This is a genomic window from Pantoea sp. NPDC088449 (assembly GCF_044753225.1).
GTDB classification, from domain to species: Bacteria; Pseudomonadota; Gammaproteobacteria; order Enterobacterales; family Enterobacteriaceae; genus Pantoea; species Pantoea floridensis.
This window is the reverse complement of sequence record NZ_JBIVMT010000001.1, coordinates 928305-946398: the sequence shown is the minus strand read 5'-3', so window position 1 is coordinate 946398 and position 18094 is coordinate 928305. Positions and strand designations below refer to the sequence as shown.

The 18094-nt window shown below is 51.3% G+C and carries 18 protein-coding genes and 3 tRNA genes; 15 read left to right on the top strand and 6 right to left on the bottom strand.

Features of this window, described 5'->3' with window-relative positions; translation table 11 throughout:
• Positions 1 to 184: 184 nt before the first annotated feature.
• From eptA to rnt, 5 genes are all read left to right on the top strand, one after another.
• Positions 185 to 1816 (top strand): phosphoethanolamine transferase EptA, encoded by a 1632-nt coding sequence (gene eptA / locus ACIP6T_RS04540; protein ID WP_400455583.1) that lies wholly within the window; start codon positions 185 to 187, stop codon positions 1814 to 1816.
• A gap of 45 nt (positions 1817 to 1861) precedes the next feature.
• Positions 1862 to 2458, top strand: coding sequence for a TetR/AcrR family transcriptional regulator (locus tag ACIP6T_RS04535; protein WP_400455581.1), 597 nt, complete (start codon positions 1862 to 1864; stop codon positions 2456 to 2458).
• A 52-nt stretch (positions 2459 to 2510) separates the two neighbouring features.
• A complete protein-coding gene (locus ACIP6T_RS04530; protein WP_400455579.1) occupies positions 2511 to 3608 on the top strand; it encodes an alkene reductase in 1098 nt (365 codons plus the stop codon).
• 100 nt (positions 3609 to 3708) lie between these two features.
• Positions 3709 to 4116 carry a lactoylglutathione lyase gene (gene gloA, locus ACIP6T_RS04525; protein ID WP_400455577.1) on the top strand — a complete coding sequence of 136 codons (408 nt, stop codon included), beginning with the start codon at positions 3709 to 3711 and terminating at the stop codon, positions 4114 to 4116.
• Positions 4117 to 4224: 108 nt separating this feature from the next.
• A complete protein-coding gene (gene rnt / locus ACIP6T_RS04520) occupies positions 4225 to 4896 on the top strand; it encodes a ribonuclease T (RefSeq protein ID WP_097094092.1) in 672 nt (223 codons plus the stop codon).
• A gap of 34 nt (positions 4897 to 4930) precedes the next feature.
• Here the strand turns inward: rnt and ACIP6T_RS04515 are convergent, their stop codons facing one another.
• Positions 4931 to 5266, bottom strand: a complete 336-nt coding sequence (locus ACIP6T_RS04515) for a Grx4 family monothiol glutaredoxin (RefSeq protein WP_175501675.1) — start codon at positions 5264 to 5266, stop codon at positions 4931 to 4933.
• Between the two features lie 364 nt (positions 5267 to 5630).
• Between ACIP6T_RS04515 and ACIP6T_RS04510 the strand changes: the two genes are divergently transcribed.
• Complete coding sequence (locus ACIP6T_RS04510) at positions 5631 to 6422, top strand: C40 family peptidase (protein WP_345826814.1); 792 nt, start codon at positions 5631 to 5633, stop codon at positions 6420 to 6422.
• Positions 6423 to 6482: 60 nt separating this feature from the next.
• On the opposite strand, the gene ACIP6T_RS04505 is transcribed toward ACIP6T_RS04510, so the two are convergent.
• Positions 6483 to 6572, bottom strand: coding sequence for a YnhF family membrane protein (locus tag ACIP6T_RS04505; RefSeq protein ID WP_097094094.1), 90 nt, complete (start codon positions 6570 to 6572; stop codon positions 6483 to 6485).
• Between the two features lie 274 nt (positions 6573 to 6846).
• Here ACIP6T_RS04505 and purR point away from each other — a divergent pair, with 274 nt between their 5' ends.
• The gene (purR, locus tag ACIP6T_RS04500) at positions 6847 to 7872 is read left to right on the top strand and encodes an HTH-type transcriptional repressor PurR (protein WP_097094095.1); all 1026 of its coding nucleotides are present in this window, start codon (positions 6847 to 6849) and stop codon (positions 7870 to 7872) included.
• On the opposite strand, the gene punR is transcribed toward purR, so the two are convergent.
• Complete coding sequence (punR, locus tag ACIP6T_RS04495; protein ID WP_097094096.1) at positions 7869 to 8780, bottom strand: DNA-binding transcriptional activator PunR; 912 nt, start codon at positions 8778 to 8780, stop codon at positions 7869 to 7871. The two genes, purR and punR, sit on opposite strands and share 4 nt — an antisense overlap.
• A gap of 110 nt (positions 8781 to 8890) precedes the next feature.
• Here punR and punC point away from each other — a divergent pair, with 110 nt between their 5' ends.
• Positions 8891 to 10093, top strand: coding sequence for a purine nucleoside transporter PunC (gene punC / locus ACIP6T_RS04490; protein WP_345826815.1), 1203 nt, complete (start codon positions 8891 to 8893; stop codon positions 10091 to 10093).
• Positions 10094 to 10394: 301 nt separating this feature from the next.
• Positions 10395 to 11543 (top strand): cyclopropane fatty acyl phospholipid synthase, encoded by a 1149-nt coding sequence (gene cfa, locus ACIP6T_RS04485; RefSeq protein ID WP_097094098.1) that lies wholly within the window; start codon positions 10395 to 10397, stop codon positions 11541 to 11543.
• Positions 11544 to 11591: 48 nt separating this feature from the next.
• Here the strand turns inward: cfa and ACIP6T_RS04480 are convergent, their stop codons facing one another.
• Positions 11592 to 12233 carry a riboflavin synthase subunit alpha gene (locus ACIP6T_RS04480; protein ID WP_400455571.1) on the bottom strand — a complete coding sequence of 214 codons (642 nt, stop codon included), beginning with the start codon at positions 12231 to 12233 and terminating at the stop codon, positions 11592 to 11594.
• A gap of 198 nt (positions 12234 to 12431) precedes the next feature.
• On the opposite strand from ACIP6T_RS04480, the gene ACIP6T_RS04475 reads away from it, so the two are divergent.
• The 6 genes from ACIP6T_RS04475 (at position 12432) to ACIP6T_RS04450 (ending at position 16507) form a co-directional block, all read left to right on the top strand.
• On the top strand, positions 12432 to 13805 hold the full coding sequence (locus ACIP6T_RS04475) for an MATE family efflux transporter (protein WP_400455568.1): 1374 nt from the start codon (positions 12432 to 12434) through the stop codon (positions 13803 to 13805).
• A 153-nt stretch (positions 13806 to 13958) separates the two neighbouring features.
• Positions 13959 to 14035: transfer RNA gene (locus ACIP6T_RS04470), tRNA-Val, on the top strand.
• Between the two features lie 3 nt (positions 14036 to 14038).
• Positions 14039 to 14115: transfer RNA gene (locus ACIP6T_RS04465), tRNA-Val, on the top strand.
• A gap of 19 nt (positions 14116 to 14134) precedes the next feature.
• Positions 14135 to 14211: transfer RNA gene (locus ACIP6T_RS04460), tRNA-Val, on the top strand.
• Between the two features lie 341 nt (positions 14212 to 14552).
• On the top strand, positions 14553 to 15965 hold the full coding sequence (gene pykF, locus ACIP6T_RS04455; RefSeq protein WP_097094101.1) for a pyruvate kinase PykF: 1413 nt from the start codon (positions 14553 to 14555) through the stop codon (positions 15963 to 15965).
• 305 nt (positions 15966 to 16270) lie between these two features.
• A complete protein-coding gene (locus tag ACIP6T_RS04450) occupies positions 16271 to 16507 on the top strand; it encodes a major outer membrane lipoprotein (RefSeq protein WP_007892735.1) in 237 nt (78 codons plus the stop codon).
• A 75-nt stretch (positions 16508 to 16582) separates the two neighbouring features.
• On the opposite strand, the gene ACIP6T_RS04445 is transcribed toward ACIP6T_RS04450, so the two are convergent.
• Both ACIP6T_RS04445 and sufE read right to left on the bottom strand, forming a co-directional pair.
• Positions 16583 to 17599 carry a L,D-transpeptidase family protein gene (locus ACIP6T_RS04445; RefSeq protein WP_400455566.1) on the bottom strand — a complete coding sequence of 339 codons (1017 nt, stop codon included), beginning with the start codon at positions 17597 to 17599 and terminating at the stop codon, positions 16583 to 16585.
• A gap of 61 nt (positions 17600 to 17660) precedes the next feature.
• Entirely contained in the window at positions 17661 to 18077 is a 417-nt protein-coding gene (gene sufE / locus ACIP6T_RS04440) for a cysteine desulfuration protein SufE (protein WP_097094103.1), read from the bottom strand.
• Positions 18078 to 18094: the final 17 nt, after the last annotated feature.

Genomic DNA, 18094 nt, shown 5'->3' with positions numbered 1-18094 from the left:
GATGACATAGTACAAAGAGTAAACGTTAATTGCTCGCAATCAATACATCGCCGCACTTCGTAACCACTGTTTACCAAATATCCAGCAAGATGATGTTTTAGATTGGGTATGTTTAACCTTGGTTAAGGTTTTCCTCATATTGTCTTCATACGATTGTCACACTACTCCCTACCGTTGAGTTTTCATGAGATTCCCGAACACACTGCAGTGCGGCACCAGCGGGTTTAACCTTATTGCTGCTCTGTTCTTCGCATTCGTACTGAATGCACTTTTCTTGCTGCGCGCCTGGGAAATGATTTCCTACGATCATCTTCACGACTATCTGTTTGCCGCCAGTATTCCAGTCGTCCTCGCCTGCGCTTTTTATTTTCTTTTCTCGCTTGCTGCATGGCCTTATATCCGTAAGCCATTGCTGATTGTGCTGGTCTTCATCAGCGCTGCCGCCAACTATTTCATGCACAGTTTCGGCACGGTTATCGATGCCAATATGATGCAAAATGTCTTTGAATCGGATCCGCAAGAAGCCGGGGCATTGATAAGCAGTCGCTATGTGGTATGGATGTTTTTAATGGGCGTGATACCGGCCGTCGTCCTCTGTTTAGTGCGCATTCGTCGGGGACAACGTTGGTGGTGGAATCTATTACAACGGCTGGTCAGCGCGTTGGGCGCGATATTATTGATTCTGCTGATGGCGGTACTGTTTTACAAAGATTACGCCTCGCTGATCCGCAATAACAAAGGTCTGGTGAAAATGATTACGCCAGCCAATATCGTCAGCGGTACTGGCCATTATGTCGATCAGCGCTATCTGCAAGGTGACCAGGCGCTGGTAAAAATCGGACAGGATGCACACAAAGGCCCGTTAATTAGCGCAGCAGCCAAAAAAACGCTGGTGGTATTAGTGGTGGGTGAAACCGCGCGTGCGGAGAATTTTTCACTCGGGGGCTATGGGCGAGAAACTAACCCTGAACTGAAAAAACAGCAGGTGATCTATTATCCAAATGCCACCTCCTGTGGTACAGAAACCGCCATTTCAGTGCCCTGTATGTTTTCGAATATGCCACGCGTGCACTATGACGCGAATCTGGCGCATCATCAGGAAGGCGTGCTCGACATCCTTGCCCACGCTGGTGTCAGCGTGCTATGGCGTGAAAATGACGGTGGCTGTAAAGGCGCCTGCGATCGTGTACCGCACACGGACATGACCCAATGGAAATTGCCGGAATATTGTCATGACGGTTTCTGTCAGGATGATGTACTGCTGCACCGCCTTGATAACTATATTGCTGGCTTACACAACGACGGGATGATTGTGCTGCATCAGATGGGCAGCCACGGTCCAGCCTATTATCAGCGTTACCCCGCGCAGTTCCGCCGGTTTACACCAACCTGTGAAAGCAACCAAATCCAGGATTGCGACCATCAGGCGCTGGTCAATACGTACGACAATTCGCTGCTCTACACCGACGATATGGTCAGCCGCACCATTGATAAACTGAAAGGGCTAAGCGACCGCTTTAATGTGGCGCTGATTTATCTCTCTGACCATGGCGAATCACTCGGCGAACGCGGCATGTATTTGCACGGTGCGCCCTATCTTTTTGCCCCAACCCAGCAAACGCACATCCCTCTGCTGCTGTGGATGTCACCCGGCTATGCCGCCGCCTTGCACATCAACGCATCCTGTTTGCGCCAGCAAGCAGCGGACGCGAAAGTCTCGCAGGACAATCTCTTCCATACGGTGCTTGCCATGTTTAACGTGCAAACACAGGCGTACCAGCCGCAGCTGGATATGATCAGATCGTGCCAAAGCTGAGCCGGACAGTTGCATTAGACTGACTGGTCTAATAACCTGCGTGCCATGAATAAGACATCGCAACGCATCGACACCCGTGAACATCTGCTCGCTACTGGCGAGCAGGTTTGTTTGCAGCGCGGTTTTACCGGCATGGGGTTGATCGAGATGCTGGCGCTGGCAGACGTCACCAAAGGCTCGTTCTATCACTATTTCCGCTCAAAAGAAGCGTTCGGCGTGGCGTTGCTTGAACGCTACTTCGCCAACTTTTTACAGCAGATTGAACAGCAATTAAACCAGCCGGGTCTTACGCCGACTGAGCGTCTGCTACAGCATTTTCGTTATGCCGAAACGCTGTTTATCGAGCAGGGCCATATTGTGGGTTGCCTGGGCGTGAAATTGTCCGCAGAGGTGTGCGATCTCTCCGAGCCGATGCGTGATGCATTGCAGCATGGCGCTAATGCGATTATTGCCGCCTACACGCGCTGCTTAACACAGGTAGCGGCTGAGCAGCCGTTGCCTTTTAACCAAACGCCGCAGCAGCTGGCACAGCGTTGTTACTTACTTTGGCTGGGTGCCAGCTTACAAAGCAAGATTTCCCGCGAGCCTGGCCCCATTAGCCTGGCTCTTGAAACTATCGAACAGTGGCTGATAAGTCGCTGATTTTTTAAAAAACCGTAGTTACTAGACGACCGGTCTTCCCAGAGGAGTCATTATGGCGAGTAAGCAGTTGTTCTCCCCACTGAAAGTGGGCGCGATTACCGTACCAAACCGCATTTTCATGGCCCCGCTGACGCGCCTGCGCAGTATTGAACCGGGCGATATCCCCACGCCGCTGATGGCTGAATATTATCAGCAGCGTGCCAGTGCCGGTTTGATCATCACCGAAGCAACCCAGATCTCTTTCCAGGCGAAAGGCTATGCCGGTGCGCCGGGTCTGCACACTGAGCCGCAAATCGCCGCCTGGAAATTAATTAATGAAGGTATCCACGCTGCGCACGGTCACAGCGCTGTACAGCTGTGGCATACCGGCCGTATTTCTCACAACAGCGTGCAGCCAGAAGGTAAAGCGCCGGTGGCACCAACCGCGCTGGCCGCAGGCACCCGCACCTCTTTGCGTGCCGCCGATGGCAGCGTTTATCGTGAGGATACGTCGCTGCCACGCGAACTGTCGGTAGCTGAAATTCAGCAGATTGTGAAAGATTTTGGCCAGGCGGCGGCAAATGCACGCGAAGCGGACTTTGACCTGCTGGAACTGCACTCTGCACACGGTTATCTGATGCATCAGTTCCTCGCGCCAGACTCAAACCAGCGCAACGATGAATACGGCGGTTCCATCGAGAAACGTGGCCGTTTCGCACTGGAAGTGGTGGATGCGGCGATTGCCAACTGGTCGGCCGATCGCATCGGCATCCGTATTTCGCCTATCGGTGCCTTCCAGAACCTGGAAAATGGCCCGGAAGAAGAGAAAGCCGCACTGTGGTATATCGCGGAACTGGGCAAACGTGGCCTGGCGTATCTGCATCTCTCCGAGCCAGACTGGGCGGGTGGCCAGCCTTACAGCGATGCCTTCCGCGAGAAAGTGCGTGCGCTGTTCCCTGGCGTGATCATTGGCGCTGGCGCTTATACCATTGAAAAAGCCGACGATCTGATCGCGCGCGGCCTGATTGATGCCGTGGCCTTTGGTCGCGACTTTATCGCTAACCCGGATCTGGTGGCGCGTCTGCAGCAAGATGCCCCGCTCAACCCACAGCGTCCAGAAAGCTTCTACGGCGGCGGAGCAGAAGGGTATACCGATTATCCAACGCTGTAAGTAATGGCTGCCGCTGTGGATAGGCGGCAGCGTTGTTTCATCAGTGTGTATACTAAGTTGTCTTGTCATTCACTGATGACGTTTTAAAAAAGAGGATGTTATGCGTTTACTTCACACCATGTTACGCGTTGGCGATTTGCAACGTTCAATCGATTTCTACACCCGTGTGCTAGGCATGCGCGTGCTGCGCCAGAGCGAAAACACCGAGTACAAATACACCCTTGCGTTTGTTGGCTACACCGAAGAGAGTGAAGGCGCGGTGATTGAGCTTACTTACAACTGGGGCGTGGATAAATACGACATCGGCAATGCTTACGGTCATATCGCGCTGGGCGTGGATAACGTGGCTGACACCTGCGAACGTATCCGCAGCGTTGGCGGCAATGTGACGCGTGAAGCGGGCCCGGTTAAAGGCGGCTCCACCATTATTGCGTTTGTTGAAGATCCAGACGGTTATAAAATCGAGTTGATTGAAAACAAACATGCCGGTCACGGCCTCGGCAACTAATGTTGCTTGTCAGCCTGCTTATTTGCGGGCTGACTTCCCTCTCCTGCTGCACCCTCCTGCGATTTTTGCCATAATGCGCGCTGCCCTATTTATTGCCATGAGATCCTGATGTCTGAATCGAACGCTTTAAACGCTCTCCACCAACGCTTCCGCGGTTTTTATCCTGTAGTGATCGACGTCGAAACGGCCGGTTTTAACGCGCAAACCGATGCGCTGCTGGAAATTGCGGCCACCACGCTCAAGATGGATGAAGATGGCTGGTTGCATCGTGATGAAACGCTGCATTTCCACGTGGAACCGTTTGAAGGCGCCATTCTTAATCCAGCGGCGCTGGCGTTTACCGGTATCGATCCCACTAATCCGCTGCGCGGCGCCGTAAGTGAATACGAAGCCCTGCATGCCATTTTCAAAATGGTGCGCAAAGGCACAAAAGACAGCGGCTGCAATCGCGCCATTATCGTGGCGCATAACGCCACTTTCGATCTCAACTTCGTGATGGCAGCCGCCGAGCGTGCCAGCCTGAAGCGCAATCCCTTTCACCCTTTTGCCACTTTTGATACGGCCGCGTTAAGCGGTTTAGTGTTCGGGCAAACGGTGTTGGCGAAAGCCTGTAAAGCGGCAGGAATGGATTTTGATAGCACTCAGGCGCACTCGGCACTGTATGACACCGAGCAAACCGCAACGCTGTTCTGCGAACTGGTGAACCGCTGGAAGCGCCTTGGCGGCTGGCCGCTGGCTTTTGATGAAGCGCCGAAGGAAGACGCATCGTCCAAAGAGTAAAAGAAAAGGCCGACATCGTTGTCGGCCTCCTTCATTATTCCGCTTCTTTATACTTCTCTGCGGTTTCTTTCAGCAGGGGCTGAAGTTCGCCGCGCTGGAACATCTCAACGATAATGTCGCAGCCGCCAACCAGTTCACCATCTACCCACAATTGCGGGAAGGTTGGCCAGTTAGCGTACTTAGGCATTTCAGCGCGGATATCCGGGTTCTGCAGAATGTCCACGTAGGCGAAACGCTCACCACACGCAGAAAGCGCCTGCACGGCTTGCGCCGAGAAACCGCAGCTTGGCAGCTTTGGCGAACCTTTCATGTACAGCAGGATCGGATTTTCTGCGATCTGACGCTGAATTTTTTCAACAGTACTCATTATTGCCTTCCTTAATGCTTCACTTCGTGTTTGTTTATTGTAGCGATTTCGCTCCCGTACTGAAAACGGGATTTTACGTTAGCGTCGGGGAATCGCCATGTTTGTTAAGTTGGGCCGCCACAAATAACATTTTCATATCATTAATAGGCATGACTAAATTAATAATTAGCAATAGTTTCGCTGCGTTAACCAGCTGAATTAGCTCATTTTTGCGACAGAATCAATCTGGTAACAGTTTAATGGAAAAAGGCCTTACCTTTTGGAAAAAAAGTGGATTAGAATTGCCTCGGCGCTGATCGTTTGATCAGATTACTCTCACTCTGCCGCAGTCTGTTTGTTGCCAGCCTGCTGAACCTATAACCGGATTATGCGTTTACTGATTACGCTTTTCATACTGGCTTTTGCCCAACTGTTCTTTAACGTGGCCTCTGCGTCTCCGCATGCGCCGGTTAATGCCAGCTCGCAAAAAGCAGAGAAAAAGAGCGCACGTGAAGACGAGCGCCGCAAACGACGTCCGGTGAAAACCACTACGAAAAAATCGCGGCTGCCTGCCGTCCAAAAACTCAAAATTAAAAAACAGGCAAAGCCAGAAATCGCACTGACTAAAACCAGCCGCAAAAAATCCCTGCTAAAACCCACGACGAAGAAATATGGTCATCAACGACAGATAAAAAAAGCCGCAGACGTCGACGTTGATGATGAAGCATTGCCGCTCACCGGCATCAAAATGAGCAAGGCGCATCGCCAGCGTTATCAAAAGGCGCGTGAAACTGCGATGACAAAATTAATGGGCCAGCTCGGCAAACCTTATCAATGGGGCGGCACCTCCCCGCATACCGGCTTCGACTGCAGCGGCCTAGTGTGGTACGCCTATAAAGATCTGGTGAAGTTCAAGTTCCCGCGCACCGCCAATGAGATGTATCACCTGCGCGATGCTGCACCAATTAAGCGTGAAATGCTGGAAAAAGGTGATTTGGTGTTCTTCCGCATCAATAATCGTGGCACTGCCGATCATGTTGGCGTGTATCTCGGAAATGGCAAATTCATTCAGTCGCCGCGTACCGGCAAAGATATTCAGATTAGCGCGTTGGGTGAGGATTACTGGCAGAAACACTATGTTGGGGCGCGTCGTATGATGACGCCGAAAACCATTCGTTAGTTGTTGCGCAACGCGCAGAAAAAAGCCGGACGCTGCATTGAGCTGCTCCGGCTTTTTTTATTAATGCATGATTGCAGTAAAGCTAAAGGCAATAATCATTAACAGAGCACCAACGGTTGTCATTAGCGCCAGCTTCAAATCCGTACTCATTACTCCTCCTTAGTCACACATTTCTTAGGGTTAAAGCGATTTTCGCACAGCGATGGGCAAAAATCTCGTGTTATCCGCCCGGGCTTGCTAGAATCGCCGCCTTTCGTTGCGCAACACATTTTGTGCAGGCTGTGTTTACAGCGCGATAAAGTGATTTTGTCTGCTAAACCACACCGTTTTGCCCCTTATTTTGGGCGATAAAAGCATTAGCAGACGCAAACGTTTAACAATATACTTATCAGTAAGTTGCGATAAGCCCAGGAGTACCATTTTCATGGCAACAATTAAAGATGTGGCAAAACGCGCGGGTGTTTCGACCACCACGGTTTCGCATGTCATCAACAAAACGCGTTTCGTAGCAGAAGAGACGCGTAACGCCGTATGGGAAGCGATCAAAGCATTGCACTACTCGCCAAGCGCCGTGGCGCGTAGCCTGAAAGTCAATCACACCAAAACGTTGGGCCTGCTGGCGACGTCCAGTGAAGCGCCCTATTTTGCCGAAATTATTGAAGCGGTAGAAAATCACTGCTTCGATCGCGGCTATACGTTGATTCTGGGTAACGCGCATAACGACTTACAAAAGCAGCGCGCTTATCTCTCCATGATGGCGCAGAAGCGTGTCGATGGATTGCTCGTGATGTGTTCAGAATACCCCGATGATTTGCTGCAAATGCTTGAAGAAAATCGCAATATCCCGATGGTTGTTATGGATTGGGGCGCTTCGCGCGGCGATTTTACCGATACCGTGCAGGATAATGCATTCCAGGGTGGCTATCTCGCTGGGCGATATCTGATTGAACGTGGTCACCGCGACATTGGCGCAATTCCGGGGCAATTGGAGCGCAATACCGGCGGCGGACGCCATGCCGGTTTCCTTCAGGCGATGAATGAAGCGGGCATCACTGTGCGCCCGGAATGGATCGTTCAGGGCGACTTTGAACCGGAATCGGGTTATCAGGCGATGCAGCAAATCCTTAATCAGAAACAGCGCCCCACCGCCGTGTTCTGCGGTGGTGACATTATGGCGATGGGCGCAATTTGCGCAGCAGATGAAATGGGTTTGCGCGTGCCGCAGGATATCTCAGTGATTGGCTATGATAACGTGCGCAACGCGCGTTATTTCACGCCCGCCCTGACCACCGTGCATCAGCCTAAAGCCGAATTAGGTGAAAAAGCTTTGGAGATGCTGCTCGATCGCATCACCAGCAAGCGTGAAGAGCCACAAACCATTGAGGTTCAACCCACGCTGATTGAGCGCCGCTCCGTGGCAGACGGGCCATTCCGCGACTATCGTCGCTAGTGTGTCACTTCGCTGAGCCATTCGTGGTTCAGCGTTTCGGCATCCCCGAGATAGGCTAATAGCCAATCCAGCGCCGGCGACGCGCGCTGTTCTGACCAGCTAACGCAGCAGGGGCTGTCTGGAAAGGCCTGCGGCAATTGCAGCTCCACCAACGCGTGGTTATCCAGCAGCGGTCGAGCTAAATGGCCCGGCACCATCCCAACGCACAATCCTGCCTGCAAGCAGTCGAGCCCGGTTTCCCATTCTGGCACCACCAGGCGCCGCTGATTATCGAGCGTCCATGTCATGCGGCGCGGCAACGCTCGCGAGGTATCTTCTAGCACCAGCGAAGGCCATGCCCGCAGAGTTTCATCATCCAGTTCAACGCTACTGACTAAAGGATGATGAGGACTCACGACACAGCGCCAGTTAAGCGCCCCCATATCCTGAAAAGCAAAACGTCCCCCAACCGGAATTGCCTGAGTGGCGCCAATCGCGACATCAACGCGTCCATCAGCTAACGCGTCCCAGACGCCATTAAACACTTCATAACTGATGATCAACTCCATGTCCGGGAAATGGCGATAGAAGTCCTTCACTAATTGCCGCGTACGCTGCGGTTTTACAATACAGTCAATGGCGATGCTCAACTCACCGCGCCAGCCATTGGCCAGCTGCTGGCACTGCCTGCGGGTTGCGAGCATTTTTTTGATAACAGATCGTCCTTCACGCACAAAATGCTCACCTGCCGGTGTCATTACCACTTCCCGATGCTGGCGCTCAAAGAGCGGTACCGCCAGCCAGGTTTCCAGTTGGCGTACGGTATAGCTGATGGCAGAAGGCACACGGTGCAACTCCTGCGCCGCGGCGCTGAAGCTGCCGGTTCGCGCTACGGCATCTACCACTTCAAGCGCGTATTCTGACCACATGAATTCACCTTCAAAAAATTTAACAGCACTGTGCAAATATTAGCGTTTCACAAAGCGTGTTGCATCCTTTTACACTCCCCCGCGTTCAACCTGCCCATAAGAGAAATAAGATGTTGTCGTCTAAAGCATTTATGCCCTACCTTGCCGTGCTCAGCATGCTCGGCTTTCTTGCCACGGATATGTATTTACCCGCCTTTGGCGATATGCAACGTGATTTTGCCACTGCACCGGGCACCATCAGTGCCAGCCTGAGTCTGTTCCTTGCCGGCTTTGCTTGTGCGCAGGTCTTTTGGGGACCGCTGTCAGATCGCTACGGTCGTAAACCTATTCTGCTGGCGGGCTTAGCCATCTTTGCACTTGGCTGTCTTGGTATGCTTTGGGTGACCGATGTACGCCTGATGCTGGCGTTACGTTTTGTGCAGGCGATTGGGGTATGTGCTGCAGCGGTGAGCTGGCAGGCATTAGTCGTTGATCGCTATCCAAAAGCACAGGCTCATAAAGTTTTTGCCACGATTATGCCGCTGGTCGCCTTGTCACCGGCGCTCGCTCCGCTGCTGGGAGCCTGGCTAATCAGTCACTTCCACTGGCGCAGCATTTTTATCACCCTCACGTTTGTCGCGGTGGTATTGCTGGTTGGCACGCTGCGGTTAACCTCGCCGAAACGCGAAAACGTTGCTAAGAGCACCCAGCCCGGCTGGCTAACTTTACTTAGCACGCGAGTGTATAGTGGTAACGTCTTGATTTATTCAGCCTGCTCCGCAAGTTTCTTTGCCTGGCTGACCGGTTCGCCCTTTATTCTCGCCGCCGCCGGCTTAACGCCTGCCGATATTGGGCTGAGCTATATTCCTCAAACCATCGCCTTTTTAATGGGCGGATTTGGCTGCCGCGCGCTGCTCAACCGCTATCAAGGCGCTCAATTGTTGCCATGGTTGCTGGTGCTTTACAGTTTGAGCATCCTTAGCCTGTTTGTGGTGGCATTAATGCCAGCAACGCCACTGTTTGCATTGCTGATGCCTTTCTGCGGCATGGCGCTCGCTAATGGCGCAATCTATCCCATTGTGGTGGCTAGCGCGCTCTCTCCTTTCCCGCATGCGACCGGGAAAGCAGCAGGTTTGCAAAACCTTTTCCAGCTAGGTCTGTGTTTTGTTGCCAGCCTGCTGGTCTCTGCTGGATTAGCGCATGCGCTCTACAACACCACACTTGTCATGGTAGCAACCGTCGCACTCGCTTGGGTTGGCTTTGTCTGCCAACGCGGTGTAAGCGCACAAAGTGATATTGCCCACACTTCCCGTCCCTGCGAAGATAATCATTAAGGCAACGATTATCGTTAGCAAACTAACGATAAGCCGTTGAATATTGACCCACGTGAGCATATAATCACTGGGTCAGTATTTCTGCTATAAATCAATAATATAAATGTAATACCTTTACGACTCTGTCGTGGGATGGCGTCTGCACGATGCTGCTGTGTTGCGTCAAACTGTTCAATTCAAAAGCATACCTCTGTAAAACGTCGGATTTCTGGCGCACGGAATTTCCGTGAGTTCTCTCACAGCTCTTGAGAAATTGACTATTCTATTTCTCAGGTTCAGATCGGAAGGTGATGGAGAAGCTATGAGTTCATCTGTTATAGAAGAAGTGAGCCTTGAAGAAAACCACTGGTATCGTATCGTCAATGAACTGCTAGAGCGCGCTGATATTGCAGTGAATGGCACTCGTCCCTGGGATATTCAGGTAAAGCATCCAGATTTTTTTAAACGCGTCCTGGAAGAAGGTTCACTGGGCTTAGGTGAAAGTTACATGGATGGTTGGTGGGAGTGCGAACAGCTCGATATGTTCTTCCATCGCGTATTGAAACACCATCTGGATAAACAATTACCGCGTCATTTCAAAGACACGCTGCGAATTGCAGCGGCACGTCTTACTAATTTACAGTCGAAAAAGCGTGCCTGGATTGTCGGTAAAGAACATTACGATTTGGGTAATGATCTTTTCTCACTGATGCTCGATCCCTATATGCAATATTCCTGTGGCTACTGGAAAGATGCGGACACGCTGGAAAATGCGCAGCAGGCAAAACTGGATATGATATGCCGTAAGCTGCAACTCGAGCCCGGCATGACACTTCTCGATATTGGCTGCGGCTGGGGCGGATTAGCGGAATATGCCGCACGTAATTATGGCGTGAAGGTGCATGGCGTTACCATTTCTGCCGAGCAGCAGAAATTGGCACAGCAACGCTGTGAAGGATTAGACGTGACGATTTTGCTGCAGGATTATCGCGATCTTAATCAGCAATATGATCGTATTGTTTCCGTCGGCATGTTTGAACACGTCGGGCCGAAAAACTATGCCACTTATTTTGAAGTTGCCGATCGCAACCTAAAACCAGACGGCATATTTTTACTGCACACCATTGGTGCCCTCAGCACGGATATGAACGTTGATCCGTGGATTGACAAATATATCTTCCCGAACGGTTGTCTACCGTCTGTTCGACAAATCGCCGAAGCCAGTGAGCCTCATTTCGTTATGGAAGATTGGCATAACTTTGGCGCAGATTATGATACGACGTTAATGGCCTGGCATGAACGATTCCAAATTGCCTGGCCACAGCTGGCCGAGAAATATGGTGAACGGTTTAAACGCATGTTCGATTATTATCTCAATGCTTGCGCGGGTGCATTCCGCGCGCGTGATATTCAGCTTTGGCAGGTCGTATTCAGTCGCGGTAAAGAGGGTGGTTTGCGCGTAGCGCGTTAATCATCTGATGAAAAAATCAAGGCGCCAAATGGCGCCTTTTTTATTGCGTTATTCTGTGCTATCCGCGTGAATTAAGGCCGCTTCTCGCTGAGCCAGTACGCGTTCAACGGTATCCACAATCGCCTGGGTATGGGGATCGATCTCAATGTTGACCTTTTGACCCAATCTCTTGGCGCCCAGGGTGGTACGCTCTAATGTTTCTGGGATGAGGTGGACACAAAACTTGCTTTTAGTGACATCGCCTACCGTCAGACTTATTCCGTCTATTCCCACAAAACCTTTATGCAGAATATATTTTATCTGGCTGGCGTCCTGCAATTTAAACCAGATTTCGCGATTATTTTCTGACTGGATTATTTTGCAGATCTCCGCCGTGGTCATAATATGACCGGACATTAAATGGCCGCCAATTTCATCACTGAACTTCGCCGCACGTTCAATATTCACCACATCACCGGCGCTTAATTCGCCAAGGTTGGTGATGCGCAGTGTTTCTTTGATCAAATCAAAGCTAACAAGATCGCCCTTAATCTCTGTCACGGTCAGGCAGCAGCCGTTATGCGCCACTGATGCGCCCAGCGCCAGACCCGGCAAGAGATTTGCGGGTAAACGTACAGTATGAGTGCGAAACAGCTCTTTTTCTTCAATGGCAACAATCTCAGCCGTGCCTTGCACAATTCCAGTAAACATAATCTCAGCCTCTGCAAAGTTTGCGTCAGTTTATCACAGCTTGTCAGCCACAGCTTAATTTGGCGGAGTTCAAACTTTACACAAATAACGAAACAAAATGCGAACAACGTTTGGCGGAAGCCATCGCGACCGCTACACTATGCCGCGCATTCTTTGGGGATTTCTCCCCGCTCTCTTCTTAAATTAAGCAGGTGTTACGTGCAGAAGTATTTTACAGAAGCGCGTCAATTGCTGGCCCTTGCGATCCCGGTCATCCTTGCTCAGGTGGCTCAGACTGCAATGGGATTTGTAGATACTGTTATGGCCGGTGCGGTAAGCGCCACGGATATGGCCGCCGTTGCTGTCGGCACCTCTATCTGGCTTCCCGCCATTCTGTTTGGCCATGGTCTACTGCTGGCTTTGACGCCCACCGTTGCGCAACTCAACGGTTCAGGACGACGTGAACGCATCGCGGAACAAGTGCGTCAGGGATATTGGATGGCGATCGGCGTCGCACTATTAATTATGGTGGTGCTGTGGAACGCCGGCTACTTCATTAACACCATGCATGATATTGATCCTGCGTTGGCCGCGAAAGCCGAAGGGTATCTGCATGCGTTGCTGTGGGGAGCGCCCGGTTATCTCCTCTTCCAGGTAATGCGTAACCAGTGTGAAGGCTTGTCGAAAACCAAGCCTGCGATGCTGCTCGGCTTCCTCGGATTAATGGTGAACATTCCTCTTAACTATGTATTCATCTATGGTCACTTTGGCATGCCGGCATTGGGCGGGGTTGGCTGCGGTGTTGCAACGGCTTCGGTCTATTGGGTAATGTTCTTGGTGATGCGCTTTTGGGTGAAACGCATGGCGAGTATGCGCGATATCTGTATGAACGCACGCTGGTCTGCGCCTTCAAGAGCTATCCTGTCTCGCCTGTTCACGCTGGGCTTGCCGGTGGCTTTAGCGCTGTTCTTTGAAGTGACCTTGTTTGCCGTCGTCGCTCTGCTGGTGTCACCGCTCGGCATTGTCAAAGTCGCGGGTCATCAAATTGCGCTTAACTTCAGCTCGCTGATGTTTGTCTTGCCGCTGTCGCTGGGTGTGGCAACGACCATTCGTGTTGGCTATCGGCTGGGGCAAGGATCGACCGAACAGGCGCGGGTCGCCGCATGGACTGGACAGGGTGTAGGCATCAGCATGGCGGTGCTCACGGCAACGTTTACCGTGATCTTCCGTCATGATATCGCTGCGCTGTATACCGCGAATCCGGAAGTGATTACCCTTGCTGCGCAGCTGATGCTGCTGGCGGCTCTCTATCAGTTCTCCGACTCGATTCAGGTGATTGGCAGCGGCATACTGCGTGGTTACAAAGACACCCGTTCCATCTTCTTCATCACCTTTATTGCTTACTGGGTGCTGGGTTTGCCCGTGGGTTATGTGCTGGCGATGACAGATTGGGTATTACCGAAGCTCGGTCCTGCCGGATTCTGGTGCGGCTTTATTGTCGGACTCACCTCGGCAGCCGTAATGATGATTTGGCGTATACGTCGTTTACAGCGCTTGCCCGCGCAGGTCATTCTGGCACGTGCTGCGCGCTAAGTTCCTGAACGTGCATTATTTGGTTCCCAGCGGCGAAAAAAACGACGCATAGCACAGTTGCTGGTCAGTCACCGGGGAAAATCGCTTTTTCCCCTTGCCAGCATCACGGCCTGCCGTTAATATTCGTCCCCGCTGTCGCCCTGACAGCGTGTTGCGCTCTTAGCTCAGTTGGTTAGAGCACCACCTTGACATGGTGGGGGTCGATGGTTCGAGTCCATTAGAGCGCACCAAGTGCGTCCGTAGCTCAGTTGGTTAGAGCACCACCTTGACATGGTGGGGGTCGGTGGTTCGAGTCCACTCGGACGCACCAATTACTGAATTTTCTGAATGCGCTCTTAGCTCAGTTGGTTAGAGCACCACCTTGACATGGTGGGGGTCGATGGTTCGAGTCCATTAGAGCGCACCACTCTGGTTTATCTCCTTGCGCAACACCCTTTTCTTGATCTGCATCGTTTTTCTGGCGCCGCTTTTATATTGGTTTTCGCATACTTAGCGACTATACTATGCCGCGTTGTTCCACCTGAAAGGTTTCAGCGCTAACGTGCCTATGCAAACAACTCACATAATTTGCGCAACACTGCTCAGCCAGTTCTCTCGCGTACTGCATAACTTCTCTGCACGCTTTGCTTTCGTCTCCTATTCTTATTTCTGTGAAATCCGTTCCAACACCATACACATTCTCACTTCGGTGCCGTATACATCGAATTCCGACCTTTATCATCCATCACAACTTACAGAAAACCTGACATGAAAAAGACCAAAATCGTTTGTACTATCGGCCCAAAAACCGAATCTGAAGAGATGCTGACCCAATTGCTGGAAGCAGGCATGAACGTTATGCGCCTGAACTTCTCTCATGGGGATTACGCCGAGCATGGTCAACGCATCACTAATATGCGTGCCGTTATGGAAAAAACCGGTCGTCAGGCCGCCATTCTGCTGGACACCAAAGGCCCAGAAATTCGCACCATGAAGCTGGAAGGCGGCAACGATGTGTCGTTGAAAGCGGGCCAAACTTTCACCTTCACCACCGATCAATCGGTAATTGGTAACAGCGAACGTGTTGCCGTGACCTACGCCGGTTTCACCGAAGATTTGAAAATTGGTAACACCGTGCTGGTCGATGATGGCTTGATCGGTATGCAGGTAACGGAAGTCACTGAAAATACCGTGGTATGTAATGTACTGAACAACGGTGATTTGGGTGAGAACAAAGGCGTTAACCTGCCGGGTGTTTCCATTCAGCTGCCTGCGCTGGCCGAAAAAGATAAACGCGACCTGATCTTCGGCTGCGAGCAGAACGTTGATTTTGTTGCAGCATCCTTTATCCGTAAGCGCTCTGACGTGCTGGAAATCCGTGAGCACCTGAAAGCTCACGGCGGCGAGCACATTCAGATCATCTCGAAAATCGAGAACCAGGAAGGCTTGAACAACTTTGACGAAATCCTGGAAGCCTCTGACGGCATCATGGTGGCACGTGGCGACCTGGGCGTTGAAATCCCGGTTGAAGAAGTGATCTTCGCGCAGAAGATGATGATCAAAAAATGTAATAAAGCACGCAAAGTGGTTATCACCGCAACGCAAATGCTGGATTCCATGATCAAAAACCCACGCCCTACCCGCGCGGAAGCAGGCGATGTGGCTAACGCCATCCTTGATGGTACCGATGCGGTAATGCTGTCTGGCGAGAGCGCAAAAGGCCGTTATCCGCTGGAGTCGGTTACCATCATGGCAACCATCTGTGAGCGTACCGATCGCGTGATGAAATCCCGCATCGATTCACTGCAGGACTCACGTAAACTGCGCATCACCGAAGCGGTGTGCCGTGGCGCGGTGGAAACTGCCGAGAAGCTGGAAGCTCCACTGATTGTTGTAGCCACCGAAGGTGGTAAATCAGCGAAAGCTATCCGTAAATATTTCCCGGATGCCACCATTCTGGCGCTGACCACCAATGAAACCACTGCTCGCCAGCTGATTCTGAGCAAAGGCATCGAAACGCATCTGGTTAAAGAAATTGCCTCAACTGATGATTTCTACCGCATTGGAAAAGAAATGGCGCTGGAAAGCGGATATGCGCAAAAAGGCGATGTTGTGGTAATGGTATCAGGTGCATTAGTACCAAGCGGAACGACAAACACCGCTTCTGTGCACGTACTCTGATTACCTACTGAATATTTATTTAAAAAGCGCCTTTTACAGGCGCTTTTTTTATTCCTCGGGTAATACAAATAGTAGAAATTTCCAATCGAAATTAACTATTCAAAATCTCGTATGATTAAGGTTAGTCCGATTAAATCTCTCTGTTTTAGCTAATTATTTTCATCATCTTCTGTTAAATGCTGTTTCTTTGAGCGAACGATCAAATTTAAGCATGTTCTCATCAAAAATTTATTCTCAACTCAAAAAGCTTTGTGTAATACTTGTAACGCTACATGGAGATTAACTCAATCTAGAGGGTATAAAGAATGAATCGTACTAAACTGGTACTGGGCGCGGTAATCCTGGCTTCAACTATGCTGGCTGGTTGCTCAAGCAACGCTAAAATCGATCAGCTGTCTTCAGACGTTCAGACTCTGAACGCTAAAGTTGATCAGCTGAGCAACGACGTGAACGCAATCCGTTCTGACGTTCAGGCTGCTAAAGATGACGCAGCTCGCGCTAACCAGCGTCTGGACAACCAGGCTCACTCTTACCGTAAGTAAGAGTTCTGGTTTGAAAAATGGTGCCCATGTGGCACCATTTTTTTTGTCTTGATTCTGTGATGCGCTGGCCCGAATTTAAGGTGGCGTCACCGCTTCACCTTTGGCCTCGACAATCTTTGTCTGCTCCGAACCCCTTCCCTGCTGTATCTCTGCCTCATCCGTTACCGGCTCTCCGCTGCTCACTAACACCGGCATACCAGAACGGCGCGTTATCGCCTCCTTGATCAGGGCCGTATCGCTCCCGGCGCTCTTAATGAAAGATTTCAGCGCGGTGGATTGTGCAATCGGCATCGTTTGCGGATCGTCCTTTTCATTGCGCGACAATGGCTGATGCACCTCAACGTAACGCTTACCGTCAGGTTCGATCGCATACTTGATTGGCTGGTTGATGACCTGCACGCGCGTTCCTTTTGGCACGCTATTAAACAGTGCTTCTATATCATCAGGACGCAGACGAATGCAGCCCGAACTCACTCGCATACCAATCCCGAAATCCGCATTGGTACCGTGAATCAGGTACTGCCCGGTACCGCGCGCCAGACGCATGGCAAACAGGCCCATGGGATTATCCGGTCCTGCTGGCACCACGCCAGGTAAGGTGATGCCCTCTTTGGCATAGCGTTTACGGATATTGGTGGTCGGTGTCCAGGTTGGATTTGGGATTTTCTGGCTAATGCTGGTGACCATCGTTGGCGTCATTGCGCCCAACTGACCGATACCAATCGGGTAGACCACGACACGATCTTCGCCTTTGGGATAGTAGTAAAGCCGCAGCTCAGCAAGATTAATGACGATTCCTTCACGTGGCGCATCGGGAAGCAGCATCTGTAGCGGTACGGTCAATTGGGTGCCCGCTTTCGGCAGCCAGGGATCGACGCCAGGATTGGCCTCTAGCATGCCAAGTAAGCCTATCTTGTAATGCGCTGCAATGCGCTCTAGCGGCCTTTTGTCATCTGGTACGATGGTCAGGGTATTCTCGCCAATTAAACGGCTGTTATCGGCAGGCAGGGGATATTCCGTTGCAAATGCAGGTGCAGAGAGTCCGCAACAGGACAACAGCAATGCACCGGCTAAACGTAAGGCAGGTTTCATGCAATTTTCTCTTTGTCGGATAGAACAGACCCCGGTCAAGCCGGGGTCTGGAGAGTGTAACTTAGCTGAGGCTCTGAGCGTTATGACGGATCGCGCGAATCATCGCTTCAAGCCCCTGCGAACGCGAGGGGGTGAGATGTGAGGTTAGCGCTAATTCGCCGAACCAGTGACGCACATCGAGATCGAGAATCTCCGGCGCCTTAAGCCCTTGATACAGGCTAAATACCACAGCAATCAAGCCTTTAACAATGGCAGCATCACTATCACCTTCGAAAGCGATGGTACCATCCGCCTGTGGTGTCATGCGTATCCACACCTGGCTCTGACAACCTGAAATTACGTATTGAGGCTGCTGTAAGCTTTCGGAGGATTCTGGTAATTTCCCACCGAGTTCAATGATGTAGAGGTACTTCTCTTCCCAGTTTGCGCAACGGTTAAAGTTACGCACCAGTCTCTCTTTATCTGGCAAATTCGCCATGAATCACTCCTGAAATC